The organism is Tsukamurella pseudospumae, from assembly GCF_001575195.1.
GTDB lineage: Bacteria > Actinomycetota > Actinomycetes > Mycobacteriales > Mycobacteriaceae > Tsukamurella > Tsukamurella pseudospumae.
In genome coordinates this window covers 135,351-158,636 of sequence record NZ_LSRF01000007.1, presented here as the reverse complement: position 1 = coordinate 158,636, position 23,286 = coordinate 135,351, and the positions used below count along the sequence as shown (strand labels likewise).

Genomic DNA, 23,286 nt, shown 5'->3' with positions numbered 1-23,286 from the left:
ACCGGGCGCAGGCCACGGTCCCGGATCTGCCGGGTCAGCGACGAATACGACTGCTTGAACCGCATCTCGACGAGTTCGTCGAACAGGGTCTGCGCCCACAGATGCGGGTCCTCGAGCAAGCGGCTGGTGACGTACTCGGCGAACGGCTCGAACGGGTCCTCGTCCCGGTGGCGGACACCCGGCTCGGTGACCCCGTTGAGATAGTTGCGGACGGTCTTACGGTCCCGTCCCAGATGACGGGCGATCGCTGAGATCGTCCACCCCTGCTTGCGCAGAGCATGTGCTTCCACGGTCTCTCCTTGTGTGAGCATGAACGAGCGGGGCCTCCCTCGAAGGGCTGGTGCGTGGTCAGAGACCACCAGCATCACGGGGAGGCCCCGCCCATTACTTGGCGGGTGCACACAAGTGGGGAGATTCAGTTAGCAGAACTGGGGAGAATCAACGAGCGCAGTCAGCGTACTGGTTGGTGCGTGTCGACGGCGATTCCTGTCAGATCGGCATGACGATGTTGGAGACGAAGAGCCGCCGGACCATGTCGACGAAGTCGGACCAGTAGCCGGTGACCAGGGCGAGTCCGACGACGATCATGAGCACGCCGCCGGCGACCTGGATGCGTCGGCTGTTGCGGCGAAGCCATCCGACGGCCCGCACCGCGGCGGTCGATCCGACGGCGAGTGCGATGAACGGCAGGCCCAGGCCTACGCAGTAGGCCACCACCAGCGCGGCACCGCGTGCCGGTGCAGCGTTGGTGCCCACAATGATCGACATGATCCCCGCCAGGGTGGGACCGATACAGGGAGTCCAGCCGAGCGCGAACACCCCGCCCAGCAGCGGGGCACCGGCAAGCGTGGTCCAGGGTCGTGGCGCAAAACGCACCTCGCGGGCAAGTGCCGGGACCAATCCGATGAACGCCAAGCCCATGATGATGGTGATTCCCCCACCTATCCGCATCAGCGTCTCTGCATTGAGCCGAATCGTCGCCGCCAGACCAAACACCGACATCGTCATCAAGAGGAAGGCCGCTGTGAACCCGCCGACGAACAACGCGGCTGCGCCGAGCACTCTCCACCGACCGGACCGGTCTACCGCCTTTCCGCTGCCGCCGAGCTCTGCGATCGACGTCGCTGGAGCCTCGGCGCCGACCAGCCCCGCGAGGTACGACAAGTAGCCGGGAACAAGGGGCACGATGCACGGCGAGGCGAAGGACACCAACCCGGCGAGCAGGCATGCCCCGATCGCCAGGATCAGCGGACCTGACACGGCGGCGTCGGCAAAGGCTTGTCCCATCAGCCCTCCCCGGCGACGCGGTCCACGGCATCGGTGAGGGTCTTCTCGTCGATCGTCGTCAGGTATGCCGCGGCCACGCGATGCTGCCGATCAAGGACGAAGGTCATCGGCACTACTGTGGTCGGATACTGCTCACCGAGCGCTAGCAGCGTCTTGCCAGGGGGATCGTAGATCGACGGATAGGTCAGCCCGTGGGAGCGGATGAAGTCCCGCGCCGCATCGTCGCCGGCGGTTTCACGAACGTCGATACCGAGAAACTGCACACCCTTGGACTTGCGCGCCGTGTACACCTTTTCCAGAGCAGGAGCCTCGAGACGACAGGGGGCGCACCAGGAGCCCCAGACGTTGATCACCACGACCTTTCCGGCGTAGTCCGACAGTCGCAGCGTGGCCCCGGGATCAGTGACACTACGTCCGGACAGCTCACCGACGACGCTGCGCCGCTCGGGCGGGTAGAAGTGCCTGGCCTTGCCATCCGGAGCGATGATCCCGCCATCACGTGCCCGGTCGCTGAGCTGAACGCACCCGCCGAGCAGCATCGCGACCACAAGCACCGCGATCACACCGGCGCACCGGCGCAGACTCGAGCTGCCGCTCGGGGGACAGTCATCATCGCCCAGCGATGCCCGTGTGGACTGTCGTCGCATCCTCACCCCTTCTCGGCGGCTAACGAACCAGCCACCAACTACTAAGTAGCATAGTAGTTGGTGGCTGGTCGGTCGCACTCGCCATCGGGGGCAGCCGCGGAGACGTCGGTCGCGTCAGGTGTACTTGAGGGTGGTCATCATGCCCATCTCCATGTGATAGATGTTGTGGCAGTGCAGGGCCCAGGTTCCGGGGTTGTCCGCGTCGAGGTCGACCTCGACCGAGCCCATGGGCTTGATGAGCACCGTGTCCTTGCGCAGTCCGCCACTGCCGGGGAGGCCCCAGGTGTGGCCGTGGATATGCATGGGGTGAAGCATCATCGTTTCGTTGGTGATCTGCATCCGCAGTCGCTGGCCCTTGCTGACGCGCAGAGGCGTGTCTTCGCCGTGCTTCTTGCCGTTAATGCCCCAGGCGTACGGGTCCATCTGGCCGTTGAGCGCGACCTTGATCGTGGAGTCGGGCTGGGCGTCAGGAAGGCGCGCGGAGTCCGCGGCGGCGAGTTCGGTGGCGCCGAGCAGGACCGCGCCGTCCAGTTCCGCGGGGCGAATGTCGGCGGCGGGTGCGGCGCCAGAGCCTGTGCGCAGGACTGCCAGAGCCTGGCCCTTCTTGCCCTCAGCCGCGGCGACTAGCGGAAACGCGCCGTCGCCTGCGGTGACGGTCACGTCGTAGCGTTCCCCCATAGCGACGAAGAGCGCGCGGGCCTGCATGTCGTTGACCCTGTGTCCGTCGGTGTGGGTGACGGTCATCGTGTGACCGCCGAGGGCAACGCGGAAGACGGTGTCGGAGCCGGCGTTGATGATCCGCAGGCGGATGCGTTGTCCGGGCTTGGCGCGGAACTCGGTCGGCGCCGCAGGGATCCGGCCGTTGATGAGGTAGTGCGGGTAGACCACGTCACCAGCATCGCCCAGCGGAGAGCTTCCCATGCCAGGCATCGAGGAGTGGTCCATGCCACCCATCCCGCCCATCCCGGTCTGCAAAGGTCCGGTCTTGGCCTGGAAGTCGGCAAGGATCTGGTCAGGGTTCTTGCCGATGCCGTCGGTCCAGTCATCGAGGACGACGATCCACTCCGCGTCGAAGGCGCCTCGCTCATTGGGGTCGTCGATGATGATCGGAGCGTAGAGGGCACGGTCGAGCTGGGCACCGACGTGGGGATGGAAGTAGTGGGTACCGGCGTCCGGGGCGGTGAACTCGTAGACGAATCGCCCCCCGGGGCGCACAGCATCCTGGGTGACGCCGGGAACGCCGTCAGCTTCGTTACGCAGGCGGATGCCATGCCAGTGGATGGTGGTGTCGGCGGGAAGCTTGTTGTCGAGGGTGACGCGGAGGAAGTCTCCGGCGTTGGCGCGCAGGACCTTGCCGGGGAGGGCGTCGTCGTAGGCCCAGGTACGGGCGGTGATACCGCCGAGGTCTACGGTGGTCTCGCGCGCGGTGAGGGTCGTCTCAACGACCTTCTGTCCGGCCTGGGGTGTGGCCTGTAGTGGCGGTCCTTGCAGCGCACGAGAGGCACCACTCGGCGTGCTGGCGGTCTTGTCGCCACATGCGGCGAGCGCGCCGACGCTGAGCGCGGCGAGACCGCCGAAGAGGGCTGTTCGTCTGGTCACCGGTGTCATGAATTGGTTCCTTGGTTTGACGTCGAGGAAGTCGGGGGCGGCCCTGCTTAGGGGGCAGCGGGGCTGACTGTCGGGCTGCCGTCGCCCATCCCTGGCATACCCGACATACCCGGCATGCTTGTGTGAGGTGTCGGCGATGAAGTCGGGGAGCTGCTCATCGAGTGGCCTGCGGGCATCGACGGTTGGGTTGAGGTGGGGGTAGTGCTGGTGTCGTCGTTCATGTTCATCGTGGACATGTCGTCGCCGCAGGCGGTGACGGCGAGGGCAATAGTGGCGGTGACGGCGGCGGTGGTGATCAGTCGTTTCGGGTTCATCGGTTCGTCTTTCTGGCAGGGATTCTCTGTGGGGTTCGTTGAAGGGGCGGTCGGGGTAGTGGGCTCGAGGCTGTACCGGGTTCCGGTGGTGGGTGTTCTCGCTTGGTGTTGCGGCGTTTGTAGACCGGCAGGGTCAGGGTGAACTGGGCGCCTTGTCCGGGCCCGCGGCTGGTGGCGGTGAGGGATCCGTCGTGGGCCTCGGCGAGCGCGCGGGCGATAGTCAGGCCGATACCGCTGCCGCCGGCGTCGCGGCTGCGAGAGGTGTCAGTGCGGTAGAAGCGGTCGAAGATGTGTGGGAGGTGTTCGCTGGCGATGCCTTCGCCTGTGTCCTCGACGATGATGTCGATGAGGTTGTGGTCGCGGCGGCGGCTACTGACCGTGACGCTGCCTCCCGGTGGGGTGTGTCGGCGTGCGTTGCTGAGCAGGTTCGCGAGGGTCTGGCCGATGCGGGCACGGTCGGCGTCGACGAGGTCGGTGGTGGTGGGCCCGAGGCCGAGGTGGATACCTACAGCGTCGTAGCCGGGTTGCGCCTCACGGACCGCGGCGGTGGTGATGTCGTTGACCGCGGTCGGCTCTGCTTCGACGCGTAGTTGTCGTTCGCCGGCGCGGGAGACAGCATCGATGTCGTCAGCGAGTCGCTTGAGGCGACCGGTGGCGCTGCGGATGACGCCGTACATTTGCACGCCTGGTGTGCGGATGCCGTCCTCGGCGGCTTCGATTTGGGCGGTGATGGTGGTGATCGGCGTCCGAAGTTCATGGGCGAGGTCGGAGAGCATCTGCTGGCGGATCTCTTCGGTGGTATCGATCTGCTCGGCGAGTCGGTTCACGCTGCGGGTCAGGTCGCTGAATTCGCGGCCCAAGCGGCTGGGCGGGACGCGAATCGCGTGGTTGCCGGCGGCGATGTTCGCCGTCGAGGTCACCACGGCGCCGATGGAGCGTCGGACGCGGCGGGTGATCAGCCAACTGACGACGAGTGCGAGGACCATGGAGCTCAATAGGGCGACCGAGACGGATACCACCAGTGAGGAGGCGAACGCCTCCTCGACGTGTTTGGCTTGGGGTGAGGCGGTCGGCAGGCCGGCGTGGGCCATGTGGGTGTGGAACAGGTGCGGTGCGACAGTCCACGCCACCAGCGCGGAGGCCCCAGCGCCAGCGGCGATGACGATGGTCTGGGCGATGAACAGCCTGGTGGTGAACCCCGAACGTGGGCGACGGGTGCGCCGTGCGTCGGATCGGGGCGCGCTCATTGCTTCGACCGGCCGTCACCCATTCGGTAACCGATGCCGCGGATGGTGCGGATGTAGCGCCGTTCGGTGGTGGTGTCGCCGAGCTTGCGACGCAGGCTGGCGATGTGGACGTCGACGACGTGTGCATCGCCGACCCAGGTCGGTCCCCAGAGTTCGGCGAGCAGTTGGTCGCGGCTGAACACCATGCCCGGGCGGCGCGAGAGGACGTCGAGAAGGTCGAACTCGGTGCGGGTGAGAGCCGCGGGTCTACCGGCGACGCTCACCTCCCGACCGCTCGGGTCGATTAGCAGATCCCCGATGCGGCGCTCCGCGCCCTGTGCCACGGCGGGCCCGTTGACGGTTCCGGCGCGGGGGCGGCGCAGCATTGCTTCGATTCGGGCGATCAGCTCCCGCGGGCTGAACGGTTTGGTCAGGTAGTCGTCCGCCCCGACCGACAGGCCGACCAGGGTGTCGACTTCGTCGGCGCGGGCGGTGACCATGACAACGTAGGCGTCCGAGAAGGTGCGCAGTTGCCGGCACACTTCGACACCGTCGAGCGAGGGCAGCCCGAGGTCGAGGACGACGACATCCGGTGGAGTTCGGTGCGCGGCGGCGACTGCGGCCGCTCCATCGCCGGTGATCTCGACATCGAAACCACTGCGCTGAAGGTAGTCGGCGATGACCTCGGCGAGGTCCGGCTCGTCCTCGACAACCATCGCGCGCAGGCCCAGCTTCGGCCGCGGTTCGGTCACCGCCGTCGGCTTGGGCTCGGCAACAATCGCATCCATGCCTCCCATCGTGGCCTGACCGTATGCCCAGGATCGACCCGGGGCGCGGTTCTTGAGCAAATCTTGATCTTGAGCACACATAACGGCCTGGTTAGGGCACGCACAGTCGAGGGCGATCAGATACCCCTCACCGGACTGATCACCGGTGGCACGTCTTCACCCGGCGGGCCACGGGCACGCCATCTGCCGACTCACGCTGACCGTCCTGGTCCTGCAAGACCGTCGCGGCGGGTGGCGTGCCACACACCTGTGCCGCCCTTTTCCGCTTCCGAAAGGACCCCAGCACGTGAGCACCGAAGTGACCACGGTTCCTGATTCTCGCCCCCCACTGTCATTGCTGCACCCGCCGTTGCCCGCCCGGTCACTCGTCGACATCGGACCTGTCTCGGAGCGCCCGGCGGCCCTGGTCGGCAACACTCCGGTGATGCGGATCGCCGAACCGTTCGCGCCGGCCGGGCACGGGTTCTGGGCCAAACTCGAGGGGTTCAATCCCGGAGGAATGAAGGACCGGCCGGCCCTACATATGATCGAACGCGCGAAGGCGCGGGGGGATCTCTCCCCGGGCGCACGGATCGTGGAGTCGACCAGCGGGACTCTCGGGCTGGGGCTGGCTTTGGCGGGCATCGTGCACGGTCATCCGGTGACGCTGGTGACCGACCCTGGGCTGGAGCCGATCCTGACCCAGATGCTCGCCGCGTACGGCGCCGAGGTCGACTTGGTGACCGAACCTCATCCGACCGGAGGTTGGCAGCAAGCGCGCCGAGACCGAGTCTGTGAGCACCTGGCTTCGGACCCGACTGCCTGGTGCCCGGATCAGTACACCAACCCGGATAACGTCAGCGCGTACCAGCCGCTGGCACTCGAGCTATTGACCCAACTCGGGCACATCGACGTACTGGTCTGTTCGGTCGGCACCGGTGGACATTCAGCTGGGGTCAGCCGCACCCTGAGGCAGTTCCTGCCAGACCTACAGCTCATCGGGGTCGACACCGTCGGGTCGACGATCTTCGGGCAGCCCGCGCGCAAGCGGCTCATGCGAGGCCTGGGCTCGAGCATATACCCGGAGAACGTCGACTACTCGGCGTTCTCCGAGGTGCACTGGGTGGCGCCCGCGGAATCGGTGTGGGCGTGCCGGACTCTTGCCGCGACGCACTATGCCACCGGCGGCTGGAGCGTCGGTGCCGTCGCCCAAGTGGCCGGATGGATCGCCGGCACTCGCTCGCCTGACACGGTCGTCGCCGCGATCTTCCCCGACGGCCCCCAGCGCTATTACGGAACGGTCTACAGCGACGAGTTCTGCAACGCCAACGACATCAATCCGACCGTGGCGCCGCCGTCGGCGCCGATCACCATCTCCGACCCGACCTCCACTGTCGTGCACCGCTGGTCCCGCACCACCGCTGTCTGCAACCCGCTGACCATCGTATGAGGGGGCCGCTCGCCACGTTCCGAACGTTCGACCGGCCCAGCCAGGTGTTGATGGTCAATCAGTTCACCATCAACCTGGGCTTCTACATGCTCATGCCCTACCTCGCCGGGTACCTCGCAGGCCCCGTCGGGCTCGCAGGCTGGGCCATCGGGCTCGTCATGGGGATTCGCAACTTCTCCCAGCAGGGCATGTTCCTCATCGGCGGCACCCTCGCCGACCGTCTGGGGTTCAAGCCCCTTATCGTCGCTGGGTGTCTACTGCGGACCATCGGATTCGCCTTGCTGGCGACGGTGGACTCGCTACCCGCACTACTCATCGCATCCGCAGCTACTGGGTTCGCCGGGGCGTTGTTCAACCCAGCCGTGCGCGCGTACCTCGCCGCCGACGCCGGCGACCGGCGGATCGAGGCATTCGCCATCTTCAACATCTTCTACCAGGGCGGCATCCTCATCGGCCCGCTGGTCGGGGTGGCACTGATGGCCTTCGACTTCCAGGCGACATCGGCGGTCGCCGCCGGAGTGTTCGGCGTGCTGACCATCGCACAGATCCTCGCGCTGCCGCGCGACCGACGCGATCGCACGGACCTAGCCGGCCCACGGCAGTCGGTCCTCGCTGACTGGCGGATTGTGGCCGGCAACCGCCCGTTCGTCCTGTTCTCCTGCGCGATGATCGGCTCGTACGTGCTCTCCTTCCAGGTCTATCTCGCGCTGCCACTGCACGCGGCGTCGATCACAGGCAGCGAGCAGGCCTCGTCGTACCTGGTCGCAGCCGTGTTCGTGGTCACCGGTGTGATTGCCGTGGCCGGGCAGCTGCGGATCACCGCGCTGTTCCGCAGCAGGTTCGGGCCCACCCGTAGCCTTGGCATCGGGATGGCGCTGATGACAGCTGCGTTCGTGCCGCTCGTAGCCGTGCCGACCACGGCGCTGGCCGGGCAGGCCGCCGCGATCGCGGCGCTGTTGCTGGCGGCAGCGGGCCTGGCGATAGCCACGGCGACCGTCTTCCCCTTCGAGATGGACACCGTCGTCAGCCTCTCCGGCAATCGACTCGTCGCTACCCACTACGGGCTCTACAACACGGTGGTCGGCGTGGGGATCCTGGCCGGCAACCTCGGCACCGGGGCGCTCATGTCATTGGGGAACCGGCTCGGGTTCCCGGCGCTGATCTGGCTCGTGCTCATCATCGTCGGTTCCGGCGCGGCACTCGCGCTGCGGGCGCTCTATCGAGCCGGCGCGCTGAGTGGGCCCGAGGCCGCGGCCCGCGAGGCGGACGTGGCCGTTGAGGCGGGAAGGGATCGTCGGTGACCTGCTGTCCAGCGTCTGTGCTGCGGTGTTCCGCTACCCAGGGCCCCGACCCTCCGCGGTGGAGGGCTGGGGCCGGGGCGGCGTTAGCTGGCGACGCTGGTGAAGCCACGCAGCCGCAGGCTGTTGCCGACGACGAAGACGCTGGAGAAGGCCATCGCGGCGCCGGCCAGCATCGGGTTGAGCATGCCCGCCGCAGCGACCGGTATCGCAGCGGTGTTGTAGGCGAATGCCCAGAACAGGTTCGTCTTGATCGTGCTCAGCGTTTTGCGAGAGAGCCTGATCGCGTCAACGGCGCTGCGCAGGTCTCCGCGTACCAGGGTGATGTCGGAGGCTTCGATCGCGACGTCGGTGCCAGTTCCCATTGCCAGGCCCAGGTCGGCCTGGGCCAGCGCGGGTGCGTCGTTGACGCCGTCGCCGACCATGGCGACGACCTTGCCCTGATCCTGCAGGCGCTTGACCACCGACACCTTGTCCTGCGGCATCACCTCGGAGATGACCTCGTCGATGCCGACTTCGGCCGCGATTCGTTGTGCGACGGCGGCGTTGTCACCGGTGAGCAGCACCGGCTTCAGTCCCAGGGCCCGCAGTTCGCTGATCGCCTGGGCGCTGGTCGGCTTGACCGCGTCAGCGACAACGAGGATGCCCGTCGCCTGGCCGTCCCACCCGACCGCCACGACGGTCTTGCCGTCCGCTTCGGCGTCCCGTTTCACGGCCGCCGTCCGAGGGGAGAGTTCGAGTGCCCAGTCGGCCAGGAAACTCTCGCGGCCCACGATCACGGCATGCCCGTCGACCACGCCCTGCACCCCTTGCCCTTCGACGTTGGCGAAACCTTCCGGTGTGGGCAGTTCTCCGCCACTGTCGCGAGCCGCGGCGGCAATGGCCTGGGCGATCGGATGCTCGGAGGCGTTCTCCAGCGCGCCGGCTAGCCGTAGCAGTTCGTCAGAGTCGGTGCCGTCCTCTGCAATCACCTCGGCCAGCGTCATCTTGCCGGTCGTGACCGTTCCGGTCTTGTCGAGCACGATGGTGTCGACTTTGCGGGTGGACTCGAGCACTTCCGGGCCCTTGATCAGTACACCCATCTGGGCTCCACGACCCGTTCCCACGAGAAGCGCTGTCGGCGTGGCCAGTCCGAGTGCACACGGGCAGGCGATCACGAGCACGGCGACCGCGGCAGTGAACGCGGCCGCGACGGGGAAGCCAGCACCGAGCCACGCGCCGAGGGTGGCGAACGCGATCGCGATGACGATCGGCACGAACACACCCGAGATCCGGTCCGCGAGCCGTTGCACCTCGGCCTTCCCCGTCTGCGCGTCCTCGACGAGCTTGGCCATCTGCGCGAGCTGCGTATCCGCTCCGACCCGGGTGGCGCGCACCTCAAGCCGTCCTCCGGAATTGACCGTCGCTCCGGTCACCGTGTCCCCAACGGAGACCTCGACCGGGACGGACTCGCCGGTCAGCATCGACGCATCGATGGCCGAGGATCCGGACGTGACCACCCCGTCGGTGGCGACCTTCTCCCCCGGTCGGACCACGAAGGTGTCGCCGACGGCCAGCTCGGCGACCGGGATCCGAACCTCCGCGCCGTCACGCAGCACTGCCACGTCCTTGACGCCGAGCTCGAGGAGCGCGCGCAATGCTGCTCCGGCCTGCCGCTTGGACCTCTTCTCGAAGTAGCGGCCGGCGAGCACGAACACCGTGACCCCTGCGCCGACCTCGAGGTAGATGTTGCCTGCTCCGTCCGACGGAGCGATCGAGAACTCGAACCCGTGTGTCATCCCGGGCGTGCCGGCGGTGCCGAGGAACAACGCGTACAGCGACCACAGGAACGCTGTTAGGGTGCCCATCGAGATGAGGGTGTCCATGGTGGCGGTTCCGTGTTTGAGGTTCATCCACGCCGCCCGATGGAACGGATAGGCACCCCAGACGATCACTGGCGCAGCGAGCGTGAGCGATGCCCACTGCCAATAGGTGAACTGTAGGGCCGGTGCCATCGCCATCGCGACTACCGGCACCGCCAGCACAGCCGAGCCGATCAGCCGCTGCCTCAGGGACGTCAGCTCCGGGTCCATGTCCTCGCCGGCAACCCCAGCACCAGGTCCTCCAGCCCCCGGCGTCGAGGACCGCGGGAGAGTCGCCGAGTAGCCGGTCTTTGCCACCTCGTCGATCAGCGCCTGCGCATCGAAACCCTCGGGGACGTGCACCTTCGCCTTCTCCGTGGCGTAGTTCACCGTGGCCTCGACCCCATCGAGCCCGTTGAGTTTGCGCTCGATCCGGTTCGCGCACGAGGCGCACGTCATCCCGCCGATGTCCAGCTCGACACTACGGCCGCCCGACGGCGCTGACACACTCATCATTTTCCTCGATCCGTACTTGCGGTCTATCGCCAGGCCTGTGGCCCGCGCTGCTTCATTGCGTCACTGCTGGTGGCCGCCACCGTGCGGGGCGCCCGGTTCACTCGCCGGCACGGCGGGCGATCCACCGGGGGCACGGTGCTCCCACCGCGCGACCGCCGAGTCGGGTACTGCCACCCCACCGATCACATACGCGCTGGCGAAGACACCGGTCACCGCAACCACGTAGACGATCAGCCTGCGCATGGCACTCATGGATTGCGCACTGCCGAGTAGCCAGCCTCTTCCACCGCGGCGAGAACCCGCTCGTCGGTCACCTGCTGCGCTCCCGTGACACGCAGCCGACCCGTCTGCGCGCTGACCTCGATGGACTCGACACCGGGGATAAGGCTGACCTCCTCACGGATGGACATTTCGCAGTGGCCGCAGGTCATGCCTGTCACCTGGTATTCGCTGGTCGTCATCGCCTTCTCCTACCCAGTTCAGATACCCCCTGTGGGTATCTCCAAATCATGCTTAACATACCCCAGGCGGGTATGTCTAGGCCCTCCTGTCGCGGCGAGTGCGCCGGAGCGGTGGTCGCGCGGCCGATCCCGAGCAACCCTTGCGGTCAATACCCCGCCGGGGTATATATTCGGGGTACCCGGCTGGGGTACCCGTTCAGGTGAATGTGAGACGGTCGGGGGGCCTGAGATGAAGGAGTTCGACGATGACCGACAATGCACACCGACAGTCTTGCTGTGGGCACACCGGCCCCGGCGAGCAGTCGCTCGAGCTGACCCGCAGCGCCCGGCAGGCGGGCACAGGCGGTACCGACACGGCGGAGTGCCCCGTCATGACCGGCACGGTGGTGGACAAGTCTGCCGCTGTCAGCAAGGGCCTCTACCGCGACTTCGAGGGCACGCGGTACTACCTGTGCTGCGCCGGGTGCGGGCCTCGGTTCGACGCCGACCCACACAAGTACGTTACGGCGGCCTCGGCGTGAGCACCGATATCCCCGCGGTTGCGGTCGAGCGGGCCGAGTGCTGTGCGGCGCAGCACGGGTATTTGACCGATAAGTCGCGCTATCTGATGCGGGCGAAGCGGATCGAGGGACAGGTGCGTGGCATTGAGCGGATGATCGATGAGGACCAGTATTGCATCGACATCCTGACCCAGATCAGTGCCGCGACGAGCGCCCTGCAAGGGCTCGCCTTGGCGTTGCTGGATGACCACATGCGGCACTGCGTCGTCCAGGCCGCCCGCTCAGACCAGCAGGAACTCGACACCAAGCTGAACGAAGCGACTGCCGCGATCACCCGTCTCGTCCGATCATGAGTCCACCCGGGGTGTCGTCCCGGTGGCTGTCGTTTCCGCGAAGGAGCACGTTATGGAGCACGGTTCGCATACCGATCACACAGGACACGCCGGTCACGGCGTTGGGCCCGAAGTGCCACAGGGGCTGCAGGTCGCCGCTCGAGGCTATCGCTTCGAACCGGCGATCCAGATCGTCGACGCCGGGACCGTGGAACTTCGCTTTGTGATCCTCGGGCCCGACGGCGAGCCGCTAGTCACCTTCGAGGAACGTCACGACAAGCAGTTGCACTTGATCGTTGTGAGCCGCGACACCAGCGTCTTTCACCACGTCCATCCGTCGATGGACAGTGCCGGGTCCTGGACTGTGCAGCTGGCGCTCACGCCGGGAGTGTGGCGGGTCTTGGCCGATTTCGTGCCGCAGGGCGCGCCGGACGGGCTCACGCTCGGTGCCGACCTGTTCGTGCCTGGCGGGTTCCATCCTCGGCCCTTGCCTGAGTTGAGAAGGGCCTGGACCGGCGGCGACTACACCGTCACGCTCGAGGGCGATCTCGTTGCCGCCCAAGCCGGGGAGCTGCAGGCCGTCGTCACCTGGAATGGCGTCCCGGTGACCGATCTGCAGCCCTATCTTGCTGCGTACGGCCACCTGGTGGCGTTGCGGGCCGGTGACCTCGCTTACCTGCATATCCATCCCGAGGGGAGCCCGTCGGACCCGCAGACGCCTGCAGGTCCCCGGATCCGGTTCCACGCGGTCGCTCCCTCCGTGGGAACCTACCGGCTGTTCCTGGATTTCCGACATCAGGACACCGTCCGGACCGCGGACTTCACCCTCGTTGCCACCGGAGGCACCACCGGTGCAGTCACTGGCGGTGCGAGCGCGCACCACCATCAGTAGCGCTGATTCAGGCAGTACTAGGTTTTCCGGAGCCCGGGGTGGCGTGCGCTGCGGGCCCTGTTCGATCGACGTCGTCGCCAACTAGTTGGGAGCCATCGTGGGGCCTTTTTCTCATCGCGATTTCCGCCTGTTGTTCAGTGCGCAGATCGTTGCGCTGCTCGGCACCGGGCTAGCGACGGTCGCCCTCGGGCTGCTCGCCTACGACATCGCTGGCTCGTCCGCAGCGGTCGTCCTGGGAACGGCGCTGACGATCAAGATGGTTCTCTATGTCGTTATCGCACCGGTGGCGGCGGCGTACGTCGACCGGCTGCCGCGACGCGCGTTCCTGATTGCGCTGGACCTGTTCCGTGCGGCGATCGTGCTGGCGTTGCCGTTCGTCACTGAGGTCTGGCAGATCTACGTGCTCATCGGATCACTGCAGGCGGCGTCGGCCGCGTTCACGCCTACGTTCCAAGCCGTGATCCCCGACATCATCACCGACGAGCGCGAGTACACCACCGCGTTGTCGGCCTCGCAAGTTGCATACACGATGGAGAGTCTGGTCAGCCCGGTCGTGGCAGCGCTGGCGTTGCTGGTGATCGAGTTCAATGTGCTCTTCGTCGGTACCGCGATCGGGTTCGTCCTATCCGCGGTGCTGGTACTGCAAGCCAAGGTGCCCAACGCGAAACCCTCGGGTGCCGCGCGGCCAACGGACCGGATCTTCGCCGGCCTGCGGATCTTCACAAGTACCGCCAGCTTGCGGGGAGTCATCGCGGTCAACTTCGCCGTCGCCGCGGCCGGTTCGATTGTCGTGGTGAACACGGTCAACTACGTCCGTGACCGACTGAGCGGATCCGAGTCCGATGTCGCGTGGATGATGGCGGCGTCCGGCGGTGGAACCCTAGCTGTGGCACTGGCGGTACCTCGCCTGCTCGACCGGGTGACCGCTCGTGCCGTGATGCTCACCGGAGCCGGCCTGCTCACCGCCGCGGCTACCGCGGCGGTTGCCATGGCTGCGGTGGACCGGCCGAGCTGGGCGGTGACCGCAGTGATCTGGCTGGCCAGTGGTGCCGGCTCAGCGCTGGCGATCACCCCGACCGGAAAGGTGCTGCGGGCTGCTGTGGCGCCCGCGAACGTTGCTGCCGTGTTCGCGGCTCAGTTCTCGCTCTCGCACCTCGCTTGGCTCATCGCCTACCCGATCGCGGGTTGGGGGGCCACGCGATTCGGTCTCGTACCCGCCTGGGGGGTACTCGCGCTGATCGCCGGCGCCGGTGCGATCGCCGCGCCGCTGCTATGGCGGCGCGGCGTCGTGCCCGCTGGCACGCAGGTACCGGCCCCCGCGGAGGAAGATAGCGCGGTCCTACCCGATGAGGCATGGCGTCACGCTGCGGCTGCCGACGGGACCCTGACCGAGTGCCAGTGCACCTGCACACAAGCCGCGTAACGCCCAGGCGACGGTCCAGCCAACGATCTTCCAGCACCTTTGCCGGGATATCGCGGCCTCCTCATCTCAAGCAGGAAACCAATCCTGATAGACGCGAGCTGGCCGCCCCCGTCACCACTGTCCGGTGGGTGGATACTGACGCTATGGCGACAAGCGACGAGGCTGCGCAGTTCGTTTCAGGCAATGACCGGCTGGCTCAGATCCTGTCCGATCCGGAGCGCCGGACACGCGTGGACGCCATCACCTCAGAGATGGCCTTGATCGACCGTCAGTACCGCGCGGCTGTTCAGTTGCTCGACGGCGCGTTGGCCGCGACAAGCTCCATAGCCGGTCCCGCCGTCACCGCTGAGGTTCTCGATGAACTCCATCGGCACCTCACGGCCGCCGGCGCTCAGGGCATCGGCATCACGCTCACCTTCGCCGGTCACGAAATGACGGTGCCGCTCGAACGGCGTAGTGCCAACACCGAACGGTGAACCACGTCGCCGAACCTTAGACGGTCGGCGTGTCAGGGACGAAGCCGCTCGCTGCGGCGTCCGCGGCGCACAGGGTGCGGGCCCAGCTCCCGCGGTGCGAGGGAGCGCCCTCGGCGCCGCATTCTTCGCAGGTCCGCTCTGATCGCCGCTCGGCCGCGCGGATCAGGTCACCGAACCCGGGCCGGGTCCGGTCGGGCTCGAATTCGACGTAATAGCGCAGGCCGCCGAACTTCTCCTTGACCTGCACCAGCTGGTAGCTCGGATCGATCGCGCTCAGTTTCCGGTCCAGGTCGATGATGATCGGGTACCAGCCAGGCCTGATTTCGAGCATCGGGTACGCCCCGGGCAGGAAACGAGCTCGGATACTCGCCAGTGCGTCGGCGATGGGATCGTCGGCCATGCCCGCGAGCCTGCCAGCCGGCCACCCGCTCGACCAAGCCCGGTCCCACCCCGCCCTGCTACGCGGGCCAAGCGTTGCGGCGCAGTAGCCGCAGCCCGTTGAGGCCGACAATGATCGTCGAGCCCTCGTGACCGGCCACGCCGAGCGGCAGCGGTAACGTACCCACCAGATCCCAGACGACCAGGACCGCGATGAAGCTGGCGGCGATGGTGAGGTTGGCGACCACCACGCGGTGCGCACGCTGAGCGAAGGCGATGACGGCGGGAACCGCGGTGAGGTCCTCGCGCACGATGACGACGTCCGCTGCCTGCAGGGCGAGATCCGAACCGGCGCCGCCCATAGCGATTCCGACGTCCGCGGTAGCCAGTGCCGGGGCGTCGTTGACGCCGTCACCGACCATGGCCACCGCCCGCCCGCCGGTGCGCAGCTCGTCGATGGCAGCGGTCTTGCCGTCCGGGAGCAACCCGGCTCGGACGTCGGTGATGCCGACCCCGTCCGCGACCCGATGCGCGGCGCGCGGATTGTCCCCCGTAATGAGTGTGGTGCCGATTCCGGCGTTGCCCAGCGCAGTGACGGCGGCGCGGGCATCGGCTCGTTGAGTGTCGGTGAGCGCCAACACCCCGATGGGGGTTCCATCCCTGGTGACGACGACCGCTGTGTCGCCGCGGCTTTCGAGTTCTCCGACCAGGCCAGCCGCGTGGGGTGGCAGCACGGTGTCGCTGGTGTGCGGCGACAGTACCGCGATTCGGTGTCCGTCGACGGTGCCGCTGACGCCGCTACCGGGGTCGGCGACGAAGTCGGTGGCCGTGCGCACCTCGATCCCGCGCGCGTGCTGCGTCGACGATCGCCGCGGCGAGCGGGTATTCGCTGAGCTTCTCGACGGCGGCAGCCATCCCCACGAGCGCGTCAGCGTCGAGGTCTGGGCCGGGGGCGAAGGGTTCGGCGGCGGCGAGCGCAGGCCGACCGGAGGTGATGGTGCCGGTCTTGTCGAAAGCGACCGTGTCGATCGTGGACAGGTTCTCCATCACCACCGCGGACTTGACCAGCACGCCGCGGCGGCCGGCGTTGGCGATCGCCGCGAGCAGCGGCGGCATCGTCGCAAGGACCACCGCGCAGGGCGAGGCGACGATCATGAAGGTCATCGCCCGTAGCAGTGCGGACCGCAGTTCCGCGCCGAACAGGAGCGGGATCGCGAACACCGCGAGCGTGGAGATGACCATGCCGATGGAGTAGCGCTGCTCGACCTTTTCGATGAACAGCTGCGCGCGCGCCTTCGTCTGTGAGGCCTGCGTGACCATGGCGGCGATGCGGGCGACGACCGAATCCGCTGCGGGCCGATCCGCGTGGATGGTCAACGCTCCGGTGCCGTTGAGGGTGCCAGCGAAGACAGTGTCTCCCACGTGCTTGTCGACGGGCAGCGGTTCACCGGTGATCGTGGCCTGGTCGACCTCGCTCGCCCCGTCGATGACGGTGCCATCCGCGGCGATCCGCTCGCCGGGGCGGACGCGGATCATATCGCCGACCTCAAGGTCTGCCGCCGCGATCGTGCGTTCAGTTCCGTCCGCGTCGAGCAGGGTGGCACTGTCGGGGGCGAGATCGAGCAGCCCGCGGACGGAATCTTCGGTTCGCGCCGTCGCCCACGCCTCGAGTGCACCGGACGTAGCGAAGATGACGATCAGGAGCGCACCGTCGGTGATCTGTCCGATCGCGGCGGCGCCGATCGCGGCGACCACCATCAGCAGGTCGACGTCGAGGGTCTTCTCGCGCAACGCCTGCAGTCCAGCCAGCGCCGGCTCCCACCCGCCGGCGGCGTAACAGGCCAGATACAGCGCCCACCACGACCAGGCCGGCGCGCCGGCGAGCTGCGCGGCCAGACCGAGCAGGAACAGCCCGAGTGCCGCTGAAGCCCAACGAACTTCGGCGAGGTCGAACGGTCGGGTGCGAGGCGCCCCAACAGCGAGCACCTGTGCGCTCCGATCCGTAGCACCGGATCGGACAGTCGCCGCGTTCATCGCCGACCCCCTTCCTCGAGTCAGGTTCGTGCGGCACACCCACACAACATCAGCATATCTGAACATCTCTTCATATCAATGGTGGAGGGTATGATCCCGTCATGGGACATGGGATCGGCGACGAAGCCGCCGCAGTGCCGGGTCCGCTCGATGCCGCGACCGCCGAACGGGTCGCGACGACGCTGCAGGCGCTCGCCACGCCCAGCCGCCTGCGGATTCTCTCGCAGTTGCGGGGGCAGGCGATGGCGGTCGGTGATCTCGCGGCCGCCGTGGCGATGGAGCAGTCGGCGGTATCGCACCAGCTGCGGCTGCTCCGCAATCTCGGGCTGGTAACCGGTGTGCGGGAGGGCCGCAGCATCGTCTACAGCCTCTACGACAGCCACGTCGCTCAACTCCTCGACGAGGCGGTCTACCACAGCGAGCACCTCCGGATGGGCCTGGCCGATCGGCCGGCGACCGCCGCCGCTACCACCTAGCCGCCGGGAGGTCTGTCGCAAACTGAGCCGCTCGATGGGGCTGGCTTGCCGTCTCAAACACAGTGGTCCTCGAGGTACGCAGCGTCCTTACCCTTCGCCGCGGCTCCCTATCGCCAACTGCCGGGCTCGTATCCGGCGGCAGCCGCTCGTCCGTTCGCGTCCCCGTCAGACGGGCCAGCGGACGTGCTCGGTGTCGATCACGAACGGGTGCCGGTGCCGGTAAAGGCCGTCGCCCATGGCGACGGCGTCGACGAGATGCTCTGAAGCGGTCGCCGAAGCGAGGTGCTGGTGCTCGAGCTCGGCGGGGTCGCGTCGCGGCCATGCCCGCGCGGCGACCAGCAGTCCGACTACGGATAGTCCGGCGAGGACCGCGAACGCTGAGCCGAAACCGGCGGTGGAGCCTAGCCATCCGGCGATCGGGTAGGTGATCAGCCAGCACAGGTGCGAGAGCGAGAACTGCGCAGCGAAGACCGCTGCCCGGTCAGCGGGCACCGACGAGCGGCGCAGTACCTGCCCGACCGGCGTGAGGACCAGGCCCATCCCGACCCCAATCGCCGACCACACCACCACCGCCGCCGGCCACAGCAGCGCACCAGGCACCAGCACCATCGCTGTTGCCGCCGCGGCGGCAACGACCAGCACACCGCCACCGGTGAACATGACCGGACGCTCCGGCACCCGATCGAGCAGCCGCGGCAGCACCAGCGCCACGACCATGGTCCCGATCCCCGACGCTGCGAGCAGCCACGCCACCCCCACCTGCGAACCACCAAGCCTGTCCCGCACCAGGTTCACGGTGCTGACCATCACGATCGCCCCGGCGCCCGCGACCGCCAGATCCAAACCCAAGACCCCACGCAACCGTGGGGTCGCCGCAAAGATCCACGCCCCCGCGAAAGTGCGGTCGAACACCCCACCCCGGGCACTGCTCACCGCATCCGGGATCGACGTCGAGACCACCAGCACCGCCGAGAGGACGAGCCCGACGACGGTGAACCCGAACAGCCAATGGAAGCTCATCACCACGAGCGCCACCGCCGCGAGAATCGGACTCAGGAGAGACTCCATCGTCGATGCCAGCTGCGAGGCGGACAGCGCCAGCGTGTACTGCGCGTCATTGGCGACGATGTCGGGAATCACGGCCTGAAAGGTGGGGGTGAACGCCGCCGAGGCCGACTGCAGCACCGCGATCAGCACGTAGATCTGACACACCTGATCAACCCACGGCAACGCCAGCACCACCGACGCCCGGATCAGATCCAGACTCACCAACAGCAGCCGCCGTGGCATCCGATCCACATACGCCGTCGCCAGTGGCGCGATCAGCACGTAGGCGAGCATCTTGATCGTCAACGCGGTCCCGAGCACGGCGGCGGCCCGCGGCCCCGCCAGGTCGTAGGCGAGCAGGCCGAGAGCGACGGTCGTCATCCCCGTCCCGAACAGGGCCACCACCTGCGCAGTGAACAAGTGCCGGTAGTCACGGTTCCCGTACAGCGACCGCGCCGACGAACCCGGCGACGGCGTTGGTCCAAGACCAGGTCGTGGCGCGCGCTGCTGCGACATGGGTTCTACCTCCGAGGTGGGCGGTACCGATCAGATATCATGTGCTTGTGTACGCACATGATGTCACATCGGAGATTGACCGGACACCCCCCGACGAGCAGATCGACGCCGCAGCCCTTGCGCTGAAGATGCTGTCCGTGCCCGCCCGGATGAAGATCCTGTGGGCGCTCAGTGCCGCTGGAGAGCTGGACGTCACCGCCCTGACCGAGCAGGTCGGTCAGGCCAGACCTGCAGTCTCCCAGCACTTGGCGAAGCTGCAGCTCGCCGGCCTGGTCGCACATCGGCGCGACGGGCGCCGGCTGCTGTACCGAGTTCGCGGCGGACACGTGCGGCGCCTGCTCATCGAGGCGCTCAACGCCGCCGAGCACCAGCTCCACGACCTCCCCGAGCACGACTGACTGAACTTCACAGTTTGGATCAGGTAGTGGCCGAATGGTATTCGCGCGCGCGGTTCGCACACCCACTTCGAGTCACGATCCGGCACCACCGCACAACCTCCGATGCTGTTACTGGCACGCTAGTACCAATGTCACGAAGATCAGATCGCAACCGCACCCCGCGCCACAAGCCCGAGCCTGCACCGCTGGATCACACACCGCTGATGACGGCATTGCGGCAGGTAGAGATCGCCGTCAACGGCTTCAACCGCGAGGCCGCACGGATCGAGACCGAGTACGGCATCGCGATCTATCCAGAGCGGGTGGGCAACATGCACACCGATCTGGCTCGCTACATCGAGGTCGCGATCGGCATCGTCGCACGCAAGCTGCCGGTCGCCGTGTACGGGGCGGACAGCCGGCGCTGGACAGGCCCCCAGTCCCCGCGGCAGGTGTTCGCCCTGTACGAGGCGGCCGGCGACAACACAGCCGACTACCTGACGCAGATGGCTCTCAACGCCGAGCGGATCAAGGCGAAGAAGGACGACCTCGACCGCAGCCTCAAGCAGAAGTGCCTACGGCCGAAGACGAACGGGAAACCGTGTCAGATGCGGCCGCTGTACCAGGCCGGGGTCGGCCACCAAGAAGGCTTCGGCTGCTGGCGTCACGCCACCGACGAGGAGAAGCTCGAGCTCGAAAGGTCGCGAATCATCATTGAGGTCAAGACCGGTTGCCCCGGGTGCAAGGCCGGACCCGGTGAGGCGTGCCTGATCCCCACCGAGGACGGCCTCACTCCCGCCCAGGCAGGCCTGACGATGGTCGACGGCGAGTGGCCCCGTGTGCGGGTTCTCGGTGGAGCCGAGATCCACGTCCCGCGGATCGAACTGATCCATCCTCGCGTCCTCGAGCCCGCCGAGTAGATCCGCCAAGGACGGCACGCGAACCCCAGGCCCAAAATCATGGGCGCACCCGGCAGCGGCGCCCCAAATCAACTCCGCCTAGCGTTCGGGACAGTGAGCCTGCCCCTATACCCCTATACGAGGAGTCCCATGACGGATGAACCGGATGTCCAGCAGCCGCCCGACGGCAACGATCCACCGTCGGAGACGGTGGTTGAGCTCGCGGACGGTATGCGCGGCCGGTGGGTGGTGGCATCGCAGGGATCAACGCACCTGTGGGACCTGGATGCGTTGACGTACACGCGTCGTCCCGGCCCCGCCAGCCCGTCTGGGGCGTTCGACTACGACGGCATCGCGCACCGGATCACGAGGGTGACCCGCTGGCCGCGTGTCGGTGATCAGTCGCTGGTCTGGTTCGACGATCCCGCGAGTCCCTTCGACACCGAGCAGTTCCGCCGCTCGTCGGTGATCGTGTCGATCACCCGCGCCCCAGAGCTGGCGGATGAAGAACCAGACGGTTCTGAAGTCGGTGACGCCGGCTGAGTCCGGTAGGTGTAGGCGGCAGTCAGCTGCGTCGTTCGATGAGGACGACGTCGCGCCAGCGGCCGTCGCGTTGGCCGATGCGTTCGCGGGTGCCGACGGTGCGGAATCCGCCGCGCCGGTGCAGGGCGAGGCTGGCGTGGTTCTCGGGGAAGATTCCGGTCTGGATGGTCCACACCCCGGCGGCGTCGGCGGAGACGATGAGGGCCTGCAGCAATGTTGCCCCGACACCGTGGCCGGTGTGGTCGGGGTGGACGTAGATGCTGTGCTCGATGACGCCGGCGTAGACGCAGCGCCCCGAGACGGGCGCCGCGGCGACCCACCCGGTGACCTGCCCGGTCGGGGTGAGAGCGACGAATCGGTGCTCGGGTAGGTGTCGTTGGTCGAAGTCCGTCCAGCTGGGTGCGGTGGTTTCGAAGGTGGCGTTGCCGGTGTCCATGCCGGCTTGGTAGATCGCGAGGACCTGTGGCCCGTGCTCGGGCCGCATCGCGACGATCGCCGGGGCCGCCGCCGATGCGGCGGGCCCGGGGGTGTCGTGGTCGGTGCTGGTCACCTGTTCAGGCTAAGGGCGCTGCGCTGGTGGTGCAGCTGGTGTTCGCGGACCCAGTTCTGGGCGGCGACCTGCACGGCGTCCCAGGGGGACCCGAGGGGCGGGGTGTAGGACAGGTCGAGCTCGGAGAGGGCGTCGACGGTCATTCCGTGGTGCAGGGCGGTGGCGTAGGTGTCGACGCGCTTGGAGATCTCGGCCGTGCGGTGCCCGATGAGCTGGGCGCCGAGCAGTGCGCCGGTGTTCTGGTCGCCGGTGATCCGGATGCTGATGGTGGTGGCGCCCGGGTAGTAGGCCTTGTGATCGTCCGGTGTGGAGGTCGTCGACACCGGTACCCAGCCGCGGGCGGCGGCGAGGGCTTCGGTGGCTTTGAGGCCGGTGCGGGCGGCGACGAGGTCGAAGATCTTCACGACTTGGGTGCCTAGGGAGCCGGTGTAGCGGGCGGTGCCGCCGAGGGCGTTCTCGCCGGCGACGCGGCCCTGCTTGTGCGCGGTGGTGCCGAGTGGGAGCCAGGTGATGCCGAGCTGGCGGTGGTGGGTGTGCACGGCGTCGCCGGCGGCGAAGACGTCGGGCAGGTTGGTGCGCATCTGCTCGTCGACGGCGATGGTGTTCTTGATGCCGAGATGCGCGCCGGCTGCGGCGGCGAGAGTGGTGTCGGGGCGCACGCCCACGACGACGAGCACGAGATCGGCGGTGAGGTGGTCGGTCTGGCCGTCGCTGCTGGTGGTGACGGTCAGGGCGCCGGTGTCGGTGCGGTCGACGGCGGTGACCAGGGTGTGGGTGCGGACGTCGACCCGGTTGCGGACCAGTTCGTCGTGGACGAGGGCGCCGAGTTCGGGTTCGACGGTGGGGAGCACCTCGGGGAGGGCTTCGATCTGGGTGACGGTGATGCCGCGGGCGGTGAGACCTTCGGCCATTTCGAGGCCGATGTAGCCGGCGCCGATGATGATCGCGGTCTTGGGATCCTTCGTGGTGAGGGTGTTCATCACGGCGAAGGTGTCGCCCATCGAGTGCAGCAGGTGCACGCCGTCGTCCGGGCCGAGGTGGTCGAGGCCGGTGATCGGCGGCCGCACGGAGACGGCGCCGGTGCCGATGACGAGGGTGTCGTAGTCGAGGTCCCGGGCGGCGCCGTCGGGGCCGGTGACGGTCAGGCGGTGCCCGTCCGCGTCGATGGCGGTCGCTCTGGTGTCGGTGTGCACGGTCATGCCGGTGGCGGCGAGGTCGGCGGCGGTGCGGTGGGCGAGGTTGCTCCAGTGGGTGACCTCGCCGGAGACGTAGTACGGGATGCCGCAGATGGAGAAGTTCGGGTAGGCGTCGGCGACGACCACGGTGACCTCGCTGGTGGGGTCGAGTTCGCGGGCCCGCAGGGCGGCGGAGATCCCGGCGTCCGATCCGCCAATGGCGATGATCTTGCGTGCAGACATGGGGTGTCGG

Annotated in this window: 24 protein-coding genes and 1 pseudogene; 11 read left to right on the top strand and 14 right to left on the bottom strand. The window is 67.6% G+C overall.

Annotated elements, in window-relative coordinates; genetic code table 11:
- From AXK60_RS06385 to AXK60_RS06360, 6 genes are all read right to left on the bottom strand, one after another.
- The coding region (locus AXK60_RS06385) for a helix-turn-helix domain-containing protein (RefSeq protein ID WP_139057782.1) at positions 1-311 on the bottom strand (311 nt) is incomplete at its 3' end.
- 178 nt (positions 312-489) lie between these two features.
- Entirely contained in the window at positions 490-1,287 is a 798-nt protein-coding gene (locus AXK60_RS06380) for a cytochrome c biogenesis CcdA family protein (protein ID WP_068565094.1), read from the bottom strand.
- Complete coding sequence (locus AXK60_RS06375) at positions 1,287-1,850, bottom strand: TlpA disulfide reductase family protein (protein WP_019201631.1); 564 nt, start codon at positions 1,848-1,850, stop codon at positions 1,287-1,289. Before AXK60_RS06375 ends, AXK60_RS06380 begins: the two co-directional genes overlap by 1 nt.
- 198 nt (positions 1,851-2,048) lie before the next feature.
- A complete protein-coding gene (locus tag AXK60_RS06370; protein ID WP_068565096.1) occupies positions 2,049-3,542 on the bottom strand; it encodes a multicopper oxidase family protein in 1,494 nt (497 codons plus the stop codon).
- A gap of 310 nt (positions 3,543-3,852) precedes the next feature.
- The gene (locus AXK60_RS06365; protein ID WP_068537247.1) at positions 3,853-5,103 is read right to left on the bottom strand and encodes a sensor histidine kinase; all 1,251 of its coding nucleotides are present in this window, start codon (positions 5,101-5,103) and stop codon (positions 3,853-3,855) included.
- Positions 5,100-5,870, bottom strand: coding sequence for a response regulator transcription factor (locus tag AXK60_RS06360; protein ID WP_068537249.1), 771 nt, complete (start codon positions 5,868-5,870; stop codon positions 5,100-5,102). Before AXK60_RS06360 ends, AXK60_RS06365 begins: the two co-directional genes overlap by 4 nt.
- Positions 5,871-6,219: 349 nt before the next feature.
- Between AXK60_RS06360 and AXK60_RS06355 the strand changes: the two genes are divergently transcribed.
- A complete protein-coding gene (locus AXK60_RS06355; protein WP_068537251.1) occupies positions 6,220-7,299 on the top strand; it encodes a PLP-dependent cysteine synthase family protein in 1,080 nt (359 codons plus the stop codon).
- Complete coding sequence (locus AXK60_RS06350) at positions 7,296-8,600, top strand: MFS transporter (protein WP_068537254.1); 1,305 nt, start codon at positions 7,296-7,298, stop codon at positions 8,598-8,600. The genes AXK60_RS06355 and AXK60_RS06350 overlap by 4 nt, the downstream gene beginning before the upstream one ends.
- An 83-nt stretch (positions 8,601-8,683) precedes the next feature.
- On the opposite strand, the gene AXK60_RS06345 is transcribed toward AXK60_RS06350, so the two are convergent.
- From AXK60_RS06345 to AXK60_RS06335, 3 genes are all read right to left on the bottom strand, one after another.
- Positions 8,684-10,951 carry a heavy metal translocating P-type ATPase gene (locus tag AXK60_RS06345; RefSeq protein ID WP_068565122.1) on the bottom strand — a complete coding sequence of 756 codons (2,268 nt, stop codon included), beginning with the start codon at positions 10,949-10,951 and terminating at the stop codon, positions 8,684-8,686.
- Positions 10,952-11,014: 63 nt separating this feature from the next.
- The gene (locus AXK60_RS06340) at positions 11,015-11,197 is read right to left on the bottom strand and encodes a hypothetical protein (RefSeq protein ID WP_139057781.1); all 183 of its coding nucleotides are present in this window, start codon (positions 11,195-11,197) and stop codon (positions 11,015-11,017) included.
- A gap of 5 nt (positions 11,198-11,202) precedes the next feature.
- Positions 11,203-11,415 carry a heavy-metal-associated domain-containing protein gene (locus tag AXK60_RS06335; protein ID WP_019201623.1) on the bottom strand — a complete coding sequence of 71 codons (213 nt, stop codon included), beginning with the start codon at positions 11,413-11,415 and terminating at the stop codon, positions 11,203-11,205.
- A 245-nt stretch (positions 11,416-11,660) separates the two neighbouring features.
- On the opposite strand from AXK60_RS06335, the gene AXK60_RS06330 reads away from it, so the two are divergent.
- The 5 genes from AXK60_RS06330 to AXK60_RS06310 all read left to right on the top strand — a co-directional run bounded on the left by AXK60_RS06330 (position 11,661) and on the right by AXK60_RS06310 (position 15,038).
- Complete coding sequence (locus AXK60_RS06330) at positions 11,661-11,936, top strand: YHS domain-containing protein (protein WP_019201622.1); 276 nt, start codon at positions 11,661-11,663, stop codon at positions 11,934-11,936.
- On the top strand, positions 11,933-12,268 hold the full coding sequence (locus AXK60_RS06325) for a metal-sensitive transcriptional regulator (RefSeq protein ID WP_019201621.1): 336 nt from the start codon (positions 11,933-11,935) through the stop codon (positions 12,266-12,268). The genes AXK60_RS06330 and AXK60_RS06325 overlap by 4 nt, the downstream gene beginning before the upstream one ends.
- Positions 12,269-12,320: 52 nt before the next feature.
- Positions 12,321-13,139, top strand: coding sequence for a hypothetical protein (locus AXK60_RS06320; protein WP_040765953.1), 819 nt, complete (start codon positions 12,321-12,323; stop codon positions 13,137-13,139).
- Positions 13,140-13,236: 97 nt separating this feature from the next.
- A complete protein-coding gene (locus tag AXK60_RS06315; RefSeq protein WP_082756365.1) occupies positions 13,237-14,562 on the top strand; it encodes an MFS transporter in 1,326 nt (441 codons plus the stop codon).
- A 143-nt stretch (positions 14,563-14,705) separates the two neighbouring features.
- Positions 14,706-15,038, top strand: coding sequence for a hypothetical protein (locus AXK60_RS06310; protein WP_068565098.1), 333 nt, complete (start codon positions 14,706-14,708; stop codon positions 15,036-15,038).
- A 16-nt stretch (positions 15,039-15,054) separates the two neighbouring features.
- Here AXK60_RS06310 and AXK60_RS06305 read toward each other — a convergent pair whose 3' ends face one another.
- A complete protein-coding gene (locus tag AXK60_RS06305) occupies positions 15,055-15,438 on the bottom strand; it encodes a hypothetical protein (protein WP_068565100.1) in 384 nt (127 codons plus the stop codon).
- Positions 15,439-15,496: 58 nt separating this feature from the next.
- Positions 15,497-17,450: pseudogene (locus tag AXK60_RS06300) on the bottom strand (heavy metal translocating P-type ATPase).
- A 101-nt stretch (positions 17,451-17,551) separates the two neighbouring features.
- Between AXK60_RS06300 and AXK60_RS06295 the strand changes: the two are divergent.
- Positions 17,552-17,926 carry an ArsR/SmtB family transcription factor gene (locus AXK60_RS06295; protein WP_068565102.1) on the top strand — a complete coding sequence of 125 codons (375 nt, stop codon included), beginning with the start codon at positions 17,552-17,554 and terminating at the stop codon, positions 17,924-17,926.
- Between the two features lie 165 nt (positions 17,927-18,091).
- On the opposite strand, the gene AXK60_RS06290 is transcribed toward AXK60_RS06295, so the two are convergent.
- The gene (locus AXK60_RS06290) at positions 18,092-19,489 is read right to left on the bottom strand and encodes an MFS transporter (RefSeq protein WP_082756367.1); all 1,398 of its coding nucleotides are present in this window, start codon (positions 19,487-19,489) and stop codon (positions 18,092-18,094) included.
- Positions 19,490-19,536: 47 nt separating this feature from the next.
- On the opposite strand from AXK60_RS06290, the gene AXK60_RS06285 reads away from it, so the two are divergent.
- From AXK60_RS06285 to AXK60_RS06275, 3 genes are all read left to right on the top strand, one after another.
- Positions 19,537-19,887 carry an ArsR/SmtB family transcription factor gene (locus tag AXK60_RS06285; protein ID WP_068565126.1) on the top strand — a complete coding sequence of 117 codons (351 nt, stop codon included), beginning with the start codon at positions 19,537-19,539 and terminating at the stop codon, positions 19,885-19,887.
- A gap of 203 nt (positions 19,888-20,090) precedes the next feature.
- Positions 20,091-20,786: a hypothetical protein gene (locus AXK60_RS06280; protein WP_068570225.1), complete on the top strand. Its 696-nt coding sequence runs from the start codon at positions 20,091-20,093 to the stop codon at positions 20,784-20,786.
- Between the two features lie 129 nt (positions 20,787-20,915).
- The gene (locus AXK60_RS06275; RefSeq protein WP_068570224.1) at positions 20,916-21,308 is read left to right on the top strand and encodes a hypothetical protein; all 393 of its coding nucleotides are present in this window, start codon (positions 20,916-20,918) and stop codon (positions 21,306-21,308) included.
- A gap of 22 nt (positions 21,309-21,330) precedes the next feature.
- Here AXK60_RS06275 and AXK60_RS06270 read toward each other — a convergent pair whose 3' ends face one another.
- Both AXK60_RS06270 and AXK60_RS06265 read right to left on the bottom strand, forming a co-directional pair.
- Entirely contained in the window at positions 21,331-21,858 is a 528-nt protein-coding gene (locus tag AXK60_RS06270) for a GNAT family N-acetyltransferase (RefSeq protein WP_244881041.1), read from the bottom strand.
- On the bottom strand, positions 21,855-23,276 hold the full coding sequence (locus AXK60_RS06265; RefSeq protein WP_019201606.1) for an FAD-dependent oxidoreductase: 1,422 nt from the start codon (positions 23,274-23,276) through the stop codon (positions 21,855-21,857). Before AXK60_RS06265 ends, AXK60_RS06270 begins: the two co-directional genes overlap by 4 nt.
- Positions 23,277-23,286: the final 10 nt, after the last annotated feature.